This window comes from Nesterenkonia alba DSM 19423, assembly GCF_000421745.1.
In the GTDB taxonomy this organism is placed as follows: domain Bacteria; phylum Actinomycetota; class Actinomycetes; order Actinomycetales; family Micrococcaceae; genus Nesterenkonia; species Nesterenkonia alba.
On the sequence record NZ_ATXP01000001.1, the window covers coordinates 169,954 to 187,403 of the forward strand.

General features: G+C 65.6%; 13 protein-coding genes. 9 read left to right on the top strand and 4 right to left on the bottom strand.

Annotated elements, in window-relative coordinates; genetic code table 11:
• Positions 1-42 precede the first annotated feature (42 nt).
• From hemQ to hemL, 6 genes are all read left to right on the top strand, one after another.
• Positions 43-846: a hydrogen peroxide-dependent heme synthase gene (gene hemQ, locus H578_RS0100790; protein WP_022871812.1), complete on the top strand. Its 804-nt coding sequence runs from the start codon at positions 43-45 to the stop codon at positions 844-846.
• Between the two features lies 1 nt (position 847).
• Complete coding sequence (locus H578_RS12255) at positions 848-2,008, top strand: ferrochelatase (protein ID WP_022871813.1); 1,161 nt, start codon at positions 848-850, stop codon at positions 2,006-2,008.
• Between the two features lie 89 nt (positions 2,009-2,097).
• Complete coding sequence (hemC, locus tag H578_RS0100800) at positions 2,098-3,117, top strand: hydroxymethylbilane synthase (RefSeq protein ID WP_022871814.1); 1,020 nt, start codon at positions 2,098-2,100, stop codon at positions 3,115-3,117.
• Positions 3,118-3,235: 118 nt separating this feature from the next.
• Positions 3,236-3,940, top strand: coding sequence for a uroporphyrinogen-III synthase (locus H578_RS0100805; protein ID WP_022871815.1), 705 nt, complete (start codon positions 3,236-3,238; stop codon positions 3,938-3,940).
• Positions 3,941-3,971: 31 nt separating this feature from the next.
• Positions 3,972-5,054, top strand: a complete 1,083-nt coding sequence (hemB, locus tag H578_RS12260) for a porphobilinogen synthase (protein ID WP_022871816.1) — start codon at positions 3,972-3,974, stop codon at positions 5,052-5,054.
• A 9-nt stretch (positions 5,055-5,063) separates the two neighbouring features.
• Positions 5,064-6,377: a glutamate-1-semialdehyde 2,1-aminomutase gene (gene hemL, locus H578_RS0100815; protein ID WP_022871817.1), complete on the top strand. Its 1,314-nt coding sequence runs from the start codon at positions 5,064-5,066 to the stop codon at positions 6,375-6,377.
• A 3-nt stretch (positions 6,378-6,380) separates the two neighbouring features.
• Here hemL and H578_RS0100820 read toward each other — a convergent pair whose 3' ends face one another.
• The 4 genes from H578_RS0100820 to H578_RS12265 form a co-directional block, all read right to left on the bottom strand.
• Entirely contained in the window at positions 6,381-7,241 is an 861-nt protein-coding gene (locus tag H578_RS0100820; RefSeq protein WP_022871818.1) for a hypothetical protein, read from the bottom strand.
• 62 nt (positions 7,242-7,303) lie between these two features.
• Entirely contained in the window at positions 7,304-7,561 is a 258-nt protein-coding gene (locus tag H578_RS0100825; RefSeq protein ID WP_022871819.1) for a hypothetical protein, read from the bottom strand.
• Entirely contained in the window at positions 7,558-8,322 is a 765-nt protein-coding gene (locus H578_RS0100830) for a 3'-5' exonuclease (RefSeq protein ID WP_022871820.1), read from the bottom strand. The genes H578_RS0100825 and H578_RS0100830 overlap by 4 nt, the downstream gene beginning before the upstream one ends.
• A 52-nt stretch (positions 8,323-8,374) precedes the next feature.
• Positions 8,375-8,782 (bottom strand): SseB family protein, encoded by a 408-nt coding sequence (locus H578_RS12265; protein WP_022871821.1) that lies wholly within the window; start codon positions 8,780-8,782, stop codon positions 8,375-8,377.
• Between the two features lie 176 nt (positions 8,783-8,958).
• On the opposite strand from H578_RS12265, the gene H578_RS0100840 reads away from it, so the two are divergent.
• From H578_RS0100840 to H578_RS0100850, 3 genes are all read left to right on the top strand, one after another.
• A complete protein-coding gene (locus H578_RS0100840) occupies positions 8,959-12,747 on the top strand; it encodes a PD-(D/E)XK nuclease family protein (protein ID WP_022871822.1) in 3,789 nt (1,262 codons plus the stop codon).
• Positions 12,744-16,559 (top strand): ATP-dependent helicase, encoded by a 3,816-nt coding sequence (locus H578_RS0100845; RefSeq protein WP_022871823.1) that lies wholly within the window; start codon positions 12,744-12,746, stop codon positions 16,557-16,559. The genes H578_RS0100840 and H578_RS0100845 overlap by 4 nt, the downstream gene beginning before the upstream one ends.
• A gap of 125 nt (positions 16,560-16,684) precedes the next feature.
• Positions 16,685-17,449 (top strand): prolipoprotein diacylglyceryl transferase, encoded by a 765-nt coding sequence (locus H578_RS0100850; protein ID WP_022871824.1) that lies wholly within the window; start codon positions 16,685-16,687, stop codon positions 17,447-17,449.
• Position 17,450 lies beyond the last annotated feature (1 nt).

Genomic DNA, 17,450 nt, shown 5'->3' on the forward strand with positions numbered 1-17,450 from the left:
TAGGCTACGTATTATGAATAGTTCAGAAAACGGAGGCTTCACATGAGCTACGGCCGGAACCAACAGCGCACCCCTGAGGAAGTCAACGCCTCGGGCAAGGATTGGTACACCCTCTTCACCGTTTTTCGCCGGGCGGGCACCGACATCAAGCGCTTCATTCCCGGTGACGGGCTGACCGGCAGCGATCGCCTCGCCCGGACGGTGACCGACTTCTTCACCGACGCCTCAGCGGTCAGCAGCGACTTCGACGAAACCGTCGCCGAACTAACCGCAGGTGGACTCTCCACTGACGACGACGCCGTCGAATTGCGTGGGGTCTACGATGTCTCAGGATTCCGGGCCGAGGCTGATGTGATGCTCTGGCTGACCGGGCACAAAGCGGAGAAGATCCAGGCCGCCCTGCGCCGCCTGCACCGCACCCGGTTGCTGAACACCACTGAGATCGCCTTCTCCGCGATGGGAGTTCACCGCACCGCCGAGTTCGCCAAGTCCCACGTACCGGCCTTCGCCCGCGGAGTCGAGGCCGAGGACTGGCTCGTGGTCTATCCGTTCAACCGGTCCTACGACTGGTACCTCATGGACCCGGCCAAGCGAGGAAAGATGCTGCGCGAGCACGGCATGCTCGGCCAAGAGTTCCCCTCCGTGCTGGCCAACACCACCTCCGCCTTCGCCCTCAACGACTGGGAATGGTTGCTGGCCCTGGAATCCCCCCAGCTGACCGACCTCGTCGATATGATGCGCAAGCTCCGTGAGTCCGAGACCCGTTACCACGTCCGGGACGAGACCCCCTTCTACACCGGACGCCGCCTGACCGACACCACCGAGATCATCGAGGTTCTTTCCTGATATGAGCCAGACTGCACCCGCTGCCAAGACCCTGCCCGCTGAATACATCGCCCAGCAGCCCACCGAGGCCGAACGCACCAGCTACGATGCCATCCTGCTGGCCAGCTTCGGTGGCCCCGAAGGCCAGGAGGATGTCATTCCCTTCCTGCGCAACGTCACCCGGGGGAAGAACATCCCCGACGAGCGGCTGGAGGAAGTCGCCACCCACTACCGGGCCAACGGTGGGGTCAGTCCCATCAACCAGCAGAACCGGGACTTAAAAGCCGCGTTGGAGGCCGAACTCGCCGCCCGGCAGATCGATCTGCCCATGTACTGGGGTAATCGCAACTGGGACCCCTACTTTGCTGATGTCTTCCAGCAGATGCACGCTGACGGCCACCGGAAAATTCTGGTGCTGGTCACCTCCGCCTATGCCGGGTACTCCTCCAACGACCAGTACCTGGAGGACTTCGAACGTGACCTGCAGGCCAGCGGCCTTCAGGGGGAGCTGCAACTGGTCAAGGTGCGGCAGTTCTTCTATGACAAGGCCTTCACCCGCCCCAACGAGGAGTTCCTCGCCACTGGGGTGCAGGATGTGCGCGCGCAGCTTGAGGCTGCTGGGAAACCTCAGGGTCGCATCAAGGTGCTCTTTGTCACCCACTCGATCCCCACCGCAGTGGCCGAACGCCAGGGGCCAGCACGGATCAAGGAGGTCTACGGGACCGACGTCTACACCGCCCAGCACCAGGCGGTGGCCGACTACCTCATGGACGCGGTGGAGCCAGCCCGCGGACTCGACTACCAGGTGGTCTTCCAGTCCCGGTCCGGTGACCCGCGCACCCCGTGGTTGGAACCGGATATTAACGATCAGATCACTGACGATGCTGAGGCCGGGTATGCCGGCGTCGTCGTCGTTCCTTTCGGGTTCGTCTCCGACCACATGGAGGTTATCTGGGACCTGGATACCGAGGCGAAGGAAACCGCTGAGGAGAAGGGACTGGCCTTCTACCGCGCGGCAACCACCGGCACACACCAGGAGTTCGTCTCCGGGCTGGTCGACATCATGGGCGAGTACATCACCGGTGCTGACGGTCAGCCGCTGGCCGCCGGGGAGCAGACCGTGCCCGGCGACTGGTCTGACCTGACCACCGAGGGTGGCTGGTGTACTCCCCTGAAGAGTTGAGCTGACGCATTGAACCGAAGAACGTCAGCACTGTGCTGAACACTTCGGCGGCATGGTGGCGCCCGCGTGCTGTCTGAGAGGCTAGAGGTATGAGCACTATTACTGTCGGCACACGCGGGTCCCGCCTGGCCCTGACCCAGACCTCTGCGGTGGCTGAGGCGCTGACTGAGATCTCCGGATTGCAGACCCAGCTGGTCACCATCACCTCGGAGGGTGATGTGCTCACCGGGCCGCTGAGCCAGCTCGGCGGAACCGGGGTCTTCGCCGCCGCTTTACGTCAGGCGCTCTTCTCCGCTGAGTGCGATGTCGCAGTGCACTCTTTGAAGGACTTGCCGGCCAAGGACCTCGAGGGTCTCAGTATTGCGGCGGTGCCCGAGCGAGCCGATGTGCGTGATGCCCTGTGCTCGGCCGATGACGCAACATTGCATCAGTTACCCGAAGGGGCGAAGGTCGGCACGGGCTCGCCGCGGCGGGCCGCTCAGCTGCTGGCTGCCCGCCCGGATCTGCAGATCGTGGACATCCGGGGCAACGTGGGCACCCGTCTGGCCCGGGTCCGCGGGCGCGAAGACCTCGCGGAGACCTCCAGCCAGGCTCCGGGTGCCGCCCGGGGCGACCTCGACGCCGTCGTGCTCGCCGGAGCGGGTCTGGCGCGGCTGGGACTACAGGACCAGATCAGCGAACTCCTCGACCCCCAGGTGATGCTGCCGGCCCCCGGCCAGGGGGCCCTCGCCGTAGAGGTCCGCACTGAAGACGCGAGCACCGCCCAGCCGCTGGGGATCGGGCTGGCTCAGCTCGATGAGCTTGACGCTCGCTTGGAAACCACGGCTGAGCGGGCCATGCTGGCCCGGCTCAACGCCGGCTGTGCCGCTCCGCTGGGCGGACTGGCGCGGTGCACCGACGAACCCGATGGCGGGGTGAAGCTCCGCCTGGACGCCGCGGTGTGTGCCCCCGACGGTTCAGCGGTCCAGCGGGCCGGAGCAGAGATAACGCTGGAGGCCGGTGCCGAGCGGGATGAGGCCCTCGACCAGGCGGCCCAGCTCGGTATTGATGTTGCTCAGACCCTTGTGGCGGAGGACACCGGACTCCTCGCCCACGTTGTCGACAGCTGAGGAATAACCGAATGGGCCATTCCCCGTGGTGTACTGCCGTGGATACCTCGCTTTTCTCCCGCTGTCGTCGGTCGGCGCTGTGTGAGCGGGAACAACGGCGGGTGGGAGAGGGTTTGGCGTGCGGATAATTCTCACACGTTCGGCTTCCCAGGCCGGTGGCCTGGAAGAGGGCCTGCGCGAGGCCGGGTTCGAGCTGGCACACCTGCCGTTAACCCGACAGGTGCTGCCTCAGGAGACCACTGAGATCACCGCGGCATTGAGCGCTCTGGGCAGTGGAGCGTTCAGCTGGATTCTGCTGACCAGCGGCAACACGGTCCGCTTTCTCAGGCAGGCCGGCTGGGACTCCACAGTGCCCCCACAGACCCACATCGGCGTCGTCGGCCCCGGAACCGCCCGGGTCTTAGCAGAGGTGACTGGTCTGCGCCCCACCTGGATGCCTCAGGATCACAGCGCAGCCGGTATCCTCGCCGAACTTCCCGCCCCGGCTGCTGGGCAAAGACTGCTGTTGCCCCAATCGGCTCGGGCGGAGCCCACCTTGGCCCACCGGTTGCGCCAGCAGGGCTGGGAGGTAACCCGGGTGAGCGTCTACGACACGGTCGACCTAGCCCACCCCGATACCAGCCTGCTCAGAGCTGGTGATGTGGTCCTTATCACTAGCTCCAGCGCCGCGGAAGTATGGGCACGGCTGCAGCCACCCGAGGTGACCGTGTTGGCCATCGGCGAACCCACCGCTGACACCCTGAGCCGACGGGGCCATCCTGCAACGGCGGTGCTGCCCGAGCCGACCGCAGCCGGGGTGCTGGCGGCTCTGCGGGGCGACTGAAGGCAGCCGCTGTGGCCGGTAGGCTGGAGGTATGGCTTTTCCCGCCGATCGTCCGCGCCGGCTCCGCCGCACTCCGGCCCTGCGCCGACTCGTCGCCGAGACCCGCTTGCACCCGGCTGATTTCATCCTCCCGGTGTTCGTCCGTGAAGGGTTGCACGAGCCCGCCCCCATCCGCTCCATGCCGGGAGTCGTCCAGCACACTGAAGAAACCCTGCTGCAGGCCGCTGCTGAGGCCCGTGACCTCGGCCTGGGTGGGATCATGCTGTTTGGTATCCCTGCGCAGCGGGATGCCGAAGGCTCTGCTGGGCTGGATCCCGACGGCATCCTCAACCGGTCCATCCGGGCGGTCAAGACCGAAGTCGGTGACCAACTGCCGGTGATGAGCGATCTCTGCCTCGATGAATTCACCGACCACGGGCATTGCGGCCTGCTCGATGACACCGGCGCGGTGGACAATGACGCCACCCTGGAGGTCTACGCCCGTATGGCGGTGGTGCAGGCGGCAGCCGGAGCGGATGTGGTCGCACCCTCAGGGATGATGGACGGTCAAGTGGGAGTCATCCGCTCAGCGCTCGACGACGCCGGCCACCACAACGTGCCGATTCTCGCCTATGCCGCGAAATACGCTTCAGCGTTCTATGGGCCCTTCCGGGAGGCTGTGGACTCCCAGCTCACTGGGGATCGTCGGCAGTATCAGATGGACGCCCCCAACCGCACTGAAGCTCTCCGCGAGGTCGAACTGGATCTGGCCGAAGGGGCCGATATGGTCATGGTCAAACCCGCCAGCGCCTATCTGGACATCGTCTCCGACGTCGCCGGAATCAGTGACGTGCCCGTCGTCGCGTACCACGTCAGTGGGGAATACGCGATGATCGAAGCAGCGGCGGCCAGTGGGTGGGTGGACCGCCGCGGTGTCATTGTGGAGACCCTGACTGCGATCCGCCGGGCCGGGGCCAGCAGCGTGCTCACCTACTACGCGGTGGAAGCAGCCCGCTGGTTGCGCGAAGACACCATCCCGGTACCGCCGGTGGCCGCGCACCGTTCATCGATTGACCCGGAGCATCTGCGGATTCAGGACCGACGTGATGACTCCGACTACCCGCCTGTGAGCTGAAAGGACCTGATGACCACCAACCAGCAGCTGTTCGACACTGCCTCTGAGCTGATGCCCGGGGGAGTGAACTCCCCGGTACGTGCCTTCGGATCGGTCGGCGGAACCCCGGTGTCCATGGTCTCGGGGGAGGGCGCCTACCTCACTGATGTGGAAGGCACCGAGTACGTCGACCTGGTCGGGTCCTGGGGACCTGCGCTGCTGGGGCACAGTCACCCGCAGGTCATCGAGGCCGTCCAACGGGCAGCCGGGGCAGGACTGGGCTTTGGAACCTCCCATCCCTCCGAGGTCCGTCTGGCCGAGCTGGTCCGCCAGCGGGTCCCCGGTGCGGAGCAGATCCGCATGGTCTCCACCGGCACAGAAGCCACGATGACCGCCATTCGGTTGGCCCGCGGGGCCACCGGCAGACGGATTGTGGTGAAGTTCGCCGGCTGCTACCACGGTCATTCCGATGGGTTGCTCGCCGCAGCGGGCTCCGGTGTGGCCACTCTGGGGCTCCCCGGCTCGGCAGGAGTGACTGAGCTGCAGACCAAAGAGACGGTGGTCATCGAATACAACGATCGCCCGGCGGTCGAGGAGGTCTTCGCCACCTACGGTGACGACGTCGCCGCGATCATCACCGAAGCCACCCCCGCCAATATGGGGGTGGTTCCGCCCGAACCGGGGTTCAACCAGTTTCTGCGGGAGATCACCACCCGGCACGGGGCGTTGATGATCTTCGACGAGGTGATGACGGGGTTCCGGATCACCGAGGCCGGCTACTGGGGGGCTTCCGGGCGGGAAGAAGGCTGGACCCCGGATCTGTTTACGTTCGGCAAAGTGATCGGCGGGGGCCTGCCCACGGCCGCGGTGGCGGGACGGCAGGACATCATGGAACACCTGGCGCCTACCGGACCGGTTTACCACGCCGGGACGCTGAGCGGGAACCCGGTGGCCATGGCCGCCGGGATTGCCACCCTGGAGCACGCCGGGGCCGAGGTCTACCGGCACATCGATACCCAAGCCCAGCGGGTAGCTGACGAACTCAGTGCCGCCCTGGTGCGCGCGGGGGTCGACCACAGCATCCAGAAGGTGGGAAACCTGTTCTCCGTAGCCTTCGGGACCTCAACCACCGGGGTGCGCAACTACAGTGCAGCCCAGGCTCAGGAAGCCTTCCGGTACGGCCCATTCTTCCACGCCATGCTCGCCCAGGGGGTCTACCTCCCGCCGAGCGTCTTCGAAGCCTGGTTCCTCTCCGCAGCACACGACGACGCCGCGGTGGAGCGGATCATTGCCGCTCTGCCTCGGGCCGCTGAAGCCGCCGCCCAGGCGAGCCCGCAGACGTAAGGCCTAGTTGCCGTCGTCGTCGGCATTCCAGAAGTTGCGCAACCCGTCGATCTGGTCGTTGAGGTCGAAGTCTTCCCAGCGGTTCTGCAACTGATCCCACTGCTCCTGGGTCCAGTCCCCGGCGCCGCGGGCGGCGTCCTCAATCCCGCTGCGTAGGTCGTTACTCAGCACGACCACCGGGGTGTCCCCGGTGGTGTTGACCTCCGCCACTGACCAATTCGCCTCCCGGTAGATGTCTCCAGCATCAGTGCGGAGGTGGTAGTCGGTGCCGTTGTCCAGACCGGCTGCGGTAAGCTCAGCCTCCGCTTCAGGCCAGCTCATCCCCTCCAGACCCAGTGACTCCACCAGCTGAGCCACGTCCGGGCTTAAGTGAACAGAGACCTGCTCGTCACCGTGGACCTGGACACGGTCCACCACCAGGTCGATGCCTTCGTGGCCGGAAGACGGTTCGATGACCTCGTACTCGTTGTCACTGATACCGGCCTCGCGCAGCTGATCCTGCGCGGCGGGCCATTGCTCCCCGGTGATCTCAACGGTCTCGAACCGTTCGGCCACGCTGGGGCCCGGGTCGAAGAAAGGCCGCAACAGGAAGAACACCACGATCAGGGCGAAGACCCCCAGCCCCGCGGCGAGGAGTACGGCAGGTCGGCGGCGGCCGGGTTCTTCCTCCGGAGCCCACTCCGGGGAGACCCCGTGGCCAGGGGCGTGTGGACCGGTCTCTGTACCATCCAGAGGTTCGCGAGGTATCCCCGTCTCTGACTCAGCCAGAGGGTAATGGGGCACCGTGGGCCGGTGGCCTGCGCTGCCCGGGGGCTCTGCGGCAGTCCGAGACAGCGGCAGCGTCCGGGTCGGTGGTGTGCTCATCGGTGCCTCATCCTCCCATCAGCCCGACAGTGCCCGCGGTGCTTACTACCTTAGAGGATGGGTCAGATATCGCAGAGTGGCGCGGCCAGATTGACCCTCACCAGCGCGGGAACCACGAGCCCGGCCTCGGCTGCGCCGAACCCGGAAGAATAGTCCACGAAGTTGCCGCGGACCTCGCGGATCAGGAAGAACAGCACCACGAAGATCACGATCGCGATGATGACCACTGCAGTGGGCATCCCTCCCCGTGCGTTACGGGGAATCCCATCGCCGTGCTCATCGCCGGCGGGGCGTTCATTGTCCGGTGGATGCTGGCTCACGGCGTCACCGGTGAGTCCTGCGATGGTGAAGATTCCGGGACGGCTGAGGCCAGCGGCCAGGAGCCGTCGATCACCGCCTCCGGATTGCGGCGCCGGAGAAACTGCTGAAAATCCGCCGCCTGGTCGGCTTTCCAACCCACCTGTAAATCGTGGAGTTCTTCGGCCGGAAGCTGTAGCTGGGGGTAGTGCTCAGCCAAGCAGAGCGCCACTTCCACCGCGGCCAGGGCATCGGCGCCGGCGGTGTGGGCCTCATCGAGAACCACGTGGTACACCCCGCACAGATCGGTCAGGGTGCGTTTGCCGGGGCGGTACTTATCGACCTGCTTGTCGATGACCAACGGGTCGATGACCGGCCGGGGCTCGGGCATCCCCACCCCGTGGCGGGCTGCCTCGTGCTGTAAGACAGTGAAGTCATACGGGGCGTTCATCGCCACTACCGCTGAACCGGCATCAAACTCCTTGCCCAGCTCCACGGCGATCTGCCGGACCGCTTCGGAGGCATCTTGGCCCTCGGCCACCGCCAGTGCTGTGGAGATGCCGTGAATCGCCGTGGTTTCCTCCGGGATCGGCATCCCCGGATTCACCAGCCATTCCCGTACCCGGGGGCCGGCAGGGTCACCGGGGTCGACGACGACCAGTGCCGCCGAGACGATCCGGGCCTGGCTGGGGTACCGGGAGGTGGTCTCCACATCGAAGCCCACCACGCGTCCGGTATGCCAGGACCCTTCAGCGGCCGGGATGTCGAACAGTGCCTCCGTCATGGGCAGAACATTACCGCGCGGGGAGGACACCTGCGGTGTCCCGGGCGCGGGACTACTCGCCGCCGGCGGTGGTGACTTGCTCGCGGATGGCTGACATCTGGTCAGCCGTCAGCGGGAACTGGTGGTCGGTCCCGGGGTCGATGACGATGCCGGCGTCGGTGACGGATTGCAGGATGGCGATCCCCGAGACGACCGCCACATGCGGAGCGCGTTCTTTGTAGTCGGCGGGGATTTCCTCCGGACTGCTGAACAGCGGCAGCACGGGGTTTTCGTTCTGATCCTGCAGCATCAAGGGGCTGACGGAACCGTCTTCACCCGGCTGCTGGGGGGAGGGCAGGTAGATCTCCGACTGCAGGAACGCGTTGACCACGCCCACCAGCTCATCGGTGCTCGCTTCGCCCTCGGCCGCGGTGGCCAGGGCCTGCTTGAGGTCGGGGGTCTGCGGTGCTTCTTCAGTCATCTCTTTACCTTCTTCATCTGATGGGGATCAACAGCGCGTGGAGTCTGCCCGGCTGAGCGTCCCACGCTACCGAGTCTGCGCCCGGTGTGTGAAGGGGCGGCTGTGTGAAGCGGCACTGAGGCATGTCACCGGGCACCGTTACGGTGGACTCAGCATGGAGCACCAGGAGGGCATAGATGAGTACAGTGCAGCAGGCAGCCGAGCTGCCGACCAGCCGGGTGGACTGGGACGCCGAGCAACGGCGGGTTCGCAGCCTGCCGGGCTCCGGCACCGGCCCGGCCTTGGTCTACGGTGGGCCCGGTTCCGGCAAGACCTGGCTGACGGTGCGTCTGGCCGCGGATTTCATTACCGCCGGACATGACGCCTCCCGGCTGCTGGTGCTGTCTCCGACCCGCACCTCGGCGGCCCGTCTACGGCGGGGACTGGAACGTACTCTGGCCGCCGAAGACGGCGATCACACCCATTTCACTGCTCAGCCGTCCCGGTCGTTTTCCGCATGGGCGTTCTGGATCCTCAATCAGGCTCGCGAATTCCAGGTGGAACAGGCGACCCTGGCTCCTCGCCTGCTTTCCGGGGCCGAACAGGACCGAGTGATCTCCGAGGTGCTCGCTTCCCTGGCAGACACCGTGGATCTTGACTCCGAAGAATGGGCCCCCTTGGCCGGTGCGCTGGAAGCCCCCCGGGCGTTGCGCAAACAGATCCGTACCTTCATCGACCGGTGCCGGGAGTACCAGGTGACTGCCGAGCAGTTACAGCGCCACGGCCTGGACCCCCAGGCGCTGCCTGGTGTCCACCGCCCGGAATGGCGGGCACTAGGAACGGTGCTCACCGCCTATGAGACTTACCTGGCTGAACAGATGCCGGGGGTCTATGACTCCACAGCCCTGCTGGCCGAGGCCGAACGGTTGCTTCAGCTCCCTGCTGCTGTGCCACAGGCTGGGGACACCGGCCAGCAGCCTTTGGTGGACATTCTACGTCAGCGGCTAGATCTCATCCTCGTCGACGACCTCCAGGAGGCCCCGCCCTCGGTGTACCGACTGCTGGCTCAGCTGGGTGCCGGGGGTCCGGTCATTGCCTTCGCCAACCCCAGTGTCACCGTCCAGGGTTTCCGTGGTGCCAGGCCGGATAAGCTCGCCAACTGGACAAAGCAGGTTGCTGATCCCTCCAGCCCTGACGCGGTCGGGAGCATGGTTGCCAGGCCCGAGACAGGGCTGCCACAACCGGTGGTGCTCAGCCTGCCGCGCAGTTATCGCATGGCTGGAGACGCCGCAGACCTCTACACCGCTACGGTGGCCCGCACCGGGGCGGTGGTCTCCCTGCAGGCTTCAGGGGCCCCTTCGTTTCCTGACCACGAAGAACACTCCGGTACCCGGATCACCACAGACACCTGCCCGACTGAGGTTGCCGCGACAGTACTGAGTTCACAGCACCTCGCCGATCGGAAGATCCTCCAAGAGGTGCTCCAGGCCCGTGCCGCCGGGGCTGGGTGGGATCAGATTGCCGTTATTGTCCGGGGCACTGAGCGTATTGACCGGCTCCATCGGCTCTTCACCCAGCACTCAGTAGAGGTCACCCGGGAACTCAGCGACCTGGTGTTGCACCGGGAAGAAGCAGTGTGGCCGCTGCTGAGTCTGATGGCTGCCGGCTCCGGTGAACCACACCGGGTGCTTTCGTTGCAGCAGGCACTGGACCTGCTCGCCAGTGTCTACGCTGGAGCTGAGGCACGTCGGGTCCGCGGGATCCGTCAGGCGCTGCTGCAGATCACCCGGCGCTTGGAGACCGAGGGCACTGTGGTAGACCCAGAACCCCTTCCGGGCCCGGAGGAACACAGCCGCTCGGACCACTTACTGGTGGCCGCGCTGCGGCTTGATCCGGGTGTGGAACCGGTCTTCGAACGCATCGCCGAAACCCAGCCTGCCTCGGTGCTCGACAAGGCTGAGCGCCTCTGGCGCGGCACTCTGGAGCCGTTGTTGCGGCTGCGCCGGATGCTGCGTGCCGCGGTGGAAGCCCAGCAGGTGTCACACGGCGCCTCAGCCGAAGAGGTCCTATGGGCGGTGTGGGAGGCCGCCGACGTCGCGGAGGACTGGCAGCAGATCGCCCTCAGTGACCATGAAGACGCCCAGCGTGCCGATGCGAACCTTGATGCCGTGATGGCTGCCTTTCAAACGGCACGTCGTTTCCTCGGCCAGCAGCAGGGCAACGAGGCCCTGGCTTTCGTCGACTACGTCGAAGAACTCGAGCTGCCCATGGACGGGCTGGTCGACGCCGGCACCGCCCACACCGGTGTGGAGATCCTCACGCCCGCCACCGCTGCGGGCCGGCAGTTCCACACCGCGATCCTCACCGACCTCCAAGACGGCACCTGGCCGCTGGTCAGACCCCAAGGTGAACTATTGGGTTCCTCAGACCTGGTGGCCGTGGTCGAAGCCGCCGGGGACCGGCCCATGACCGATGTGCTCTCCAAACGTCAAGAGGCGTTGATCGATGAGTATCGAGTCTTCGCCTCCGCAGTCTCCCGGGCCACCCACCGTGTCGCCCTCGTTGCGGTGCAATCTGATGACCAGGTTCCGAGCTCTCTCTATGACCTGCACCATCCCCCGGTGACAGAAGGCCCAGCGGGCGAACGGGTCGAACGTGTGCCACAGGTCCGGGTGCCCCAGCTCGTGGAAGGTCGGGCCCTGGCCGCCGGATTGCGCACCCGCTTAGAACGTGAACTCCTCCGGGAGAATCCCGATCCCGGCACCGTGGAGTCCGTGGCCCGGGAGTTAGCGGTCCTGGCCCAAAGTGGAATCCCCGGGGCGCACCCGGACAGCTGGTGGGGCGTACGCGAGCTCAGTAGCACCGCGGCGGTTTTCGATCCCGACGACGTCGTGCCCATCTCTCCCTCATCTGTCGCCGATGCCCGGGATCAGCCGTTGAAGTGGTTCACCTCCGCCGCTGGGGGCACGCCTCCCAGCCCATATGCCGCGGATCTGGGAACTTTCATCCACATGATCGCCGAGAAGTACCCGGAGGCCAGTACCGCGGAGCTGTTGGACGCCCTCGACACCGAATGGGAAGCCTTCAGGGCCGGCGACACCTGGGCTGATGAGCAGAATAAAGCAGAAGCCGCCGAACTGCTCGAAGTTCTCGGTGGTTACTACGACCGGCTCAAAGGTCTTCACACACCCAATCCGGAAGACCTGTTGCCCCGTAAGGCCTGGATTGACGAACAGTTCCTCAGGCTCCAGATCCCGGTGCAGATCGCAGGGACCGAACGTCTGGTGGAATTGCGCGGCAAGGCCGATCGGATTGAGATTCTCGACGACGGCCGCGTCTACGTGGTCGACATCAAGACGACCAAGCGCATCCCCAGCAACGATGAGGTGCGCACCGAATACCCCCAAATCGGTCTCTACCAGCTCATGCTTGCTGCCGGGGCCCTGGAATCCACGCTGCGCCGGATGGTCGAAGACCTCACCGCCCGACTGGAGGAGGGCACCGTGGAGGAGCCTCAGCGTGAGCAGCTCAGCCGGCGTCGTGCGCAGGCCCTTGACCGGCTGCACCGGATCGGAGCCGACATCAGCGACCTCGACCCCTCCGGCGAGTTCACGGCGCACCTGAGCAGTCGCGCAGAGAAACCCATTGACCCCACGCGGGTCGCCGGGGCTGCCCTGTTGCAGCTGCGCCGCAAGTGGCCAGAGAAAGTGACCGGCCGGACCAAGAACTTCCCCACCCAACCGCAGGCGCCCTTGCCGGTCCCCGAGCAGCCACACACCGAGACACCCGGAGAGGAATGGTGGCGGAGCACCTGGGCGATGCACCACGTCGAGGCCGCTGCACAGGCCATGACCGGCACCAGCTTCCGCGCCCAGCACGAACCGGGAACCGGCGGGCCTTTCAGTACCTGCTACGTGGGCGTGCTCTGCCCGCTCTGTGCTGAGAACACCCCCGTGGTCCAGCGGGAATGGGAGGAAACCGCATGAACACCACCAGCAGCGCTCGGTTCACCGAACGGTTCAGCCCGGCCCACCTGGCTGAGGTCCTGGGCACCAACACCCCCACCGCTGAGCAACAGAGTGTGATCCGCGGTGGCACACTCATCGACGGGGAAGTCCACCGGGGTCTGGATCCGATGCTCGTCATCGCCGGGGCCGGGTCGGGGAAAACTCAGACAATGGCCGACCGGGTCGTGTACCTGGTGGCCAACCTCGCGGTCCGCCCCGACCAGATCCTCGGTGTGACCTTCACCCGCAAAGCCGCCGCGGAACTCAAACAGCGCGTTACCGGGCAGCTCGGCCAGCTGGTTCGCCGTGGAGTGGTTTCCGTTGAAGAGATCCTCAGTGGCCGGCCTGACCCCGAAGATCTCGCTGAGCAGCGGCGTCGCCGGTGGGCCACCGACGGGCTTGAGGACCTGCTCGCACCCTCGGTCTCCACTTACCACTCCTACGCCAGCAGCCTGGTGCGCAGCTACGGCACCCATATCGGTATCGAACCAGAAGCCGTGCAATTGACGGAGGCCCACGCTTGGCAGCTGGCCCACGGGCTCATCACCACCCTGCATACCGGAGAGGATGTCCCCGAGCATCTCCACCAGCTGGCCGCTCGGTTAGCGGAGGCCGAGAGGTCCGCCTCCGCCCTCACCGATGCGGTACTGAACCTCACCGGAGAGCTGGCTGAGCATCTGGTCACCGCCGAAGAACTCCAGGCCTGGATCGCCGACCGGCTGCACGGCTACCACCGGGAGTACGGAGAGAAACCCACCACACCGAAGAAACTCGCCGAAGCCGTTGACGGTCTGCTAGAGAAGCTCAGCTTCCGTCCGGTGGTGGCGGCTCTGGCTGAGGAATACCAGAAGATCAAACGGGACAAAAACTTCCTGGATTTCGGTGACCTGCTGCTACGCGCCGAAGAGATCACCCGCCGTTCTCCCGCCGCTGTGGCCGCCGAACGGGATCGGTACCGGGTGGTCCTGCTCGACGAGTTTCAGGACACCTCACACGCTCAACTGCAGCTGTTTCACCATCTCTACGGGCAAGGACACTCGGTGACCGCCGTAGGTGACCCCAACCAGTCGATCTACGGCTTCCGTGGAGCCTCTGCCGGCCAGCTGTTCACCTTCCCCACCACGTTCACCACCGCTGAGGGCAACCCGGCCGCCCAGCATGTGCTGACCATCGCCTGGCGGAACGCCCCCACCATCCTTTCGGTGGCCAACCGCCTCATCGACCCCTTCCGCTACGCCCCCACGTCCTCAGAAGAAGACCACACCTCCCCCCAGAACCATCGGGAGACCACAGCCCACGGTGGGGACCCAGACCACGACGACGCCGAGCACCACACCCCCACGGAACCCCCGGGTGCGTACCTCACTCGGGACTGGAACCGCCAGATGCGGCTGCAACTGCGGCGGGTCACCGGTGAGCTCGCAGCTGAGGATGACGCCATCGCCAGCGATGGGATCCGGCTGCGCCCCAACCCGTATCTCACACGGGAGGACGAGCCCGGTCGCATCGCACTGCACTGGGCCGGTGACGCCGCTGAGGAAGCCCGCGCCATCGCCGATGAGCTGGAAGCCGCCTATCTGCGGCAGAACCGGGCTAAAGGTCACCGAGGGGACATCCGGCACCCCGATCCCTCGGTCCATCCGGACAAGCGGGTGCGTGCTGCGGTGCTGGCCCGCAAACGCGACCAACTGTTGGTCCTCCAACAGGAACTGCGCGCCCGGAACATCCCCTGCGAACTCACCGGTCTGGCCGGACTGCTCAGCACCCCAGAGATCCAGGAGGTCTGCACCTACCTCACCGTGCTGGCCGATCCCTCCCGCAACGACATGGTGTTCAAGATTCTCGCCGGCCCCCGGTTCCGCCTCGGCGCCCGGGACCTGCACCGGCTGGGACAGTTCGCCGCTGAGCAGAACCGTCCCAGCCGGGATGGAGAGGCCGAAGAACAGGTCACTCTGCTCGATGCGGTTCTGCGCACAGTCCACCGGCACCGAGCCCGCGCCCGCGGCCAGCAGCCCCGCCTGCCGGATGTCTCTGAGGCGGCCTTGATCCGCCTCGAGGAATTCGCTGACCTGACCGAAGCCCTCGACGGGGTCGCCGCGCAGGGGCCGGTGGCACTGATCGAACACGTGATGCACACCATCGGGCTCACTGTGGAACTCGACGTCAAATACGCTGGCGGCAGTCGGGCGGTACAGCGGTTGGCCGAGTTCACCGCGTGGGCGGAGTCCTTTGAATCCGACCATGAGGAACGCAGCCTGCAGGCCTTCCTCGAGTGGCTTGAGGTCGCCGAGTCCCAGGAAGGCGGTTTCGCTATCCCGGAAGTGGAGCCCAATCCGGATGCGGTCCAGCTGATGACCATCCACGCCGCCAAAGGGCTCGAGTGGACCATCGTCGCGGTGATGGGCCTTCAGCAGGACAGTCTGCCGAACCTCGGAGCCTCCGCCATCAAAGACCGGTGGACCGCCAAAGATGGCGCCTTACCGGGTCCACTGCGCGGTGATGCGGCATCCATCCCGGCCTGGAACGACACCGGTCAAGGCAGTTGGGAAGGATGGGTCGACGCCGCCGAGGACTACAAAGAAAACGCCCGCACCTTCACCGAGGAAGAGGAACGCCGACTGGCCTACGTGGCCATTACTCGCGCTGAAGAAGAACTGATTCTCACCGGCACACAGTTCTTCAGTGCCCGGAAAAGGCCCGTAGGGCCTTCGAGCTACTTCTACGCGGCGGCTGAGCAGCTTGGCCGCAGCAGCGAGGTCGAACAGCTCGTGGCCCAGGCGCAGGAACGGGTTACCTCGAACGCAGCGGCGCACACCTATTTCACCGCCGAGTGGCCTTTCGAACCACTCGATGGACCGGCCGTGGAACGCACTGTCTACGACGATGACGGTGAACGCGTCGAAGGTCCTGTGCTCATCACCCCGCACCGGGAGCCGAAGCCGAGCCAGCTGGTCCGCCAGGCCGCCGAGTACGTCACCGCCCAGCTGGGGCAGGAGAACCTCCCTGGTCTTGACGAGTTGGACGAACACACCCGATTCGTGCTCTCCACCGCCCAGGCGAAGGCTGCAAGTGCCCGGCTGCCAGATCAGATCACCGCCACGCACATGGTGGGCTTCGCCGAAGCCCCTGAACGGCTCGCCCAACAACTCCAACGACCCATTCCGCAGAAACCAGCGGTGGCACTGCGGCGCGGAACAGCCGTGCATGCCTGGCTGGAACAGCACTTCGACAGCATCGAAACCACCCTGCCCGGTTTCGAAGACCTCGGCCTCGATGACTCCTTGGTGCAGAAGTTCCAGCTTGAGCAGGTCCGCAGCACCTTCGAACAAAGCGACTGGGCCAATCGGCGAGCCTTCGACGTCGAACTTCCCTTTGCTCTGGCCCTGGCCGGCACCACGGTGCGTGGGCAGATCGACGCGATCTTCGGCGTCGGCGACGACGGCCGCGAACTCACCGTCCGGGACCGCAAGTTCTGGTACGGGCTTCCCACCGCCGAACGCAATGCCCATATGCAGTCAGCGCGGCACTGGCACCTGGTCGATTGGAAGACCGGCGCGGTCCCCGCCGATCGGGACACCCTGCAGCACCGGTTGTTGCAGCTGGCGGTGTATAAACACGCTTTCGCCGAAACCTTCGGGGTAGACCGGGAGAACATCACCGTCTCCTTCTACTACGTCGAACACGGGGTGACGAAGACCCACCCCAGTGAGGAGATGGACGGCATTGACTTCCCCGACTCCCGGCAGGCCTTAGAGGAGACTCTGCGGGCCAATATCCGCGCAGCCCTGTGACAGCGACCGCAGCGAGATCACCCATCGGTGCGGTAGCCCGATGAAGCGAGGCTGTGAAGAGACCCTGATGAGGATGTCAGCCCCGAGCGGTACCGTGAGAGCACAGCTGCTAACGGGAGGTCGACATGGCGAGCAAACAAGCGTGGATCCGGCGGTACACCGACACTCTGACCCGGCACTTCGGCTGGGAGGTGGAGGCCGATAACACCGGGGACTTACTGGTCACCACTCCGGATTGGAAGTACGTGGTAACCAACTACGCCGAATCCGACCCGGAGTACATGGAACTCAATATCTACCTGCGCATCACCCCGGGGGATCGAGACACCTTGGAGGCCATCGCCTCCAAGATCACCAAACAGATCAAGGCCGTGAAAGTCATTGTGCTCGACGACGACCGGACCCGATTCGTCGTCGGCATGGTGCTTGCACCCCAGGACACACTGCCGCTGCCGCGGACCATCATCGACATTCTGCCCCGGGCCCGGAAGCTGCTCGGCTCCGCGGTGCGGGACTTCACCACCGAGTCCGAACTGGCCGGTATCGCAGCGGCCTCCCAACAGGAGGACCTCGAGGACAGGCCCGCGCCACCCACCGAGGACGGCCAAGAGGACGAAAGCATCCGCCACCCGGAGAACGGCCACGCCGGAGCGGCGCGCGGCTCCATGACCCCGGAGGAGACCGAAGCCGCCGCACAGCAGAGCCCCGAGGCTGTCGGAGAGCCGGAGGAATCCGACCAGCTGCCCGATGAGGACCCCGCCTCGGAAGACTCCAGTACCGCCGAAGACGCCAGTTCCGAAGCCCCGGATTCCGACGACCAGCGTTCTCCAGACTCCAGTGCAGAAGGCCACGGTTCTGAGGACCCCAGCTCGGAGGATCCCGGCCGCTGAG

Excerpts from the sequence above, each read along its gene's own strand:
- hemQ (WP_022871812.1), top strand. The coding sequence starts at position 43 with ATGAGCTACGGCCGGAACCAACAGCGCACCCCTGAGGAAGTCAACGCC.
- H578_RS12255 (WP_022871813.1), top strand. The coding sequence starts at position 848 with ATGAGCCAGACTGCACCCGCTGCCAAGACCCTGCCCGCTGAATACATC.
- hemC (WP_022871814.1), top strand. The coding sequence starts at position 2,098 with ATGAGCACTATTACTGTCGGCACACGCGGGTCCCGCCTGGCCCTGACC.
- hemB (WP_022871816.1), top strand. The coding sequence starts at position 3,972 with ATGGCTTTTCCCGCCGATCGTCCGCGCCGGCTCCGCCGCACTCCGGCC.
- hemL (WP_022871817.1), top strand. The coding sequence starts at position 5,064 with ATGACCACCAACCAGCAGCTGTTCGACACTGCCTCTGAGCTGATGCCC.
- H578_RS0100820 (WP_022871818.1), bottom strand. The coding sequence starts at position 7,241 with ATGAGCACACCACCGACCCGGACGCTGCCGCTGTCTCGGACTGCCGCA.
- H578_RS0100830 (WP_022871820.1), bottom strand. The coding sequence starts at position 8,322 with ATGACGGAGGCACTGTTCGACATCCCGGCCGCTGAAGGGTCCTGGCAT.
- H578_RS12265 (WP_022871821.1), bottom strand. The coding sequence starts at position 8,782 with ATGACTGAAGAAGCACCGCAGACCCCCGACCTCAAGCAGGCCCTGGCC.
- H578_RS0100840 (WP_022871822.1), top strand. The coding sequence starts at position 8,959 with ATGAGTACAGTGCAGCAGGCAGCCGAGCTGCCGACCAGCCGGGTGGAC.
- H578_RS0100845 (WP_022871823.1), top strand. The coding sequence starts at position 12,744 with ATGAACACCACCAGCAGCGCTCGGTTCACCGAACGGTTCAGCCCGGCC.
- H578_RS0100850 (WP_022871824.1), top strand. The coding sequence starts at position 16,685 with ATGGCGAGCAAACAAGCGTGGATCCGGCGGTACACCGACACTCTGACC.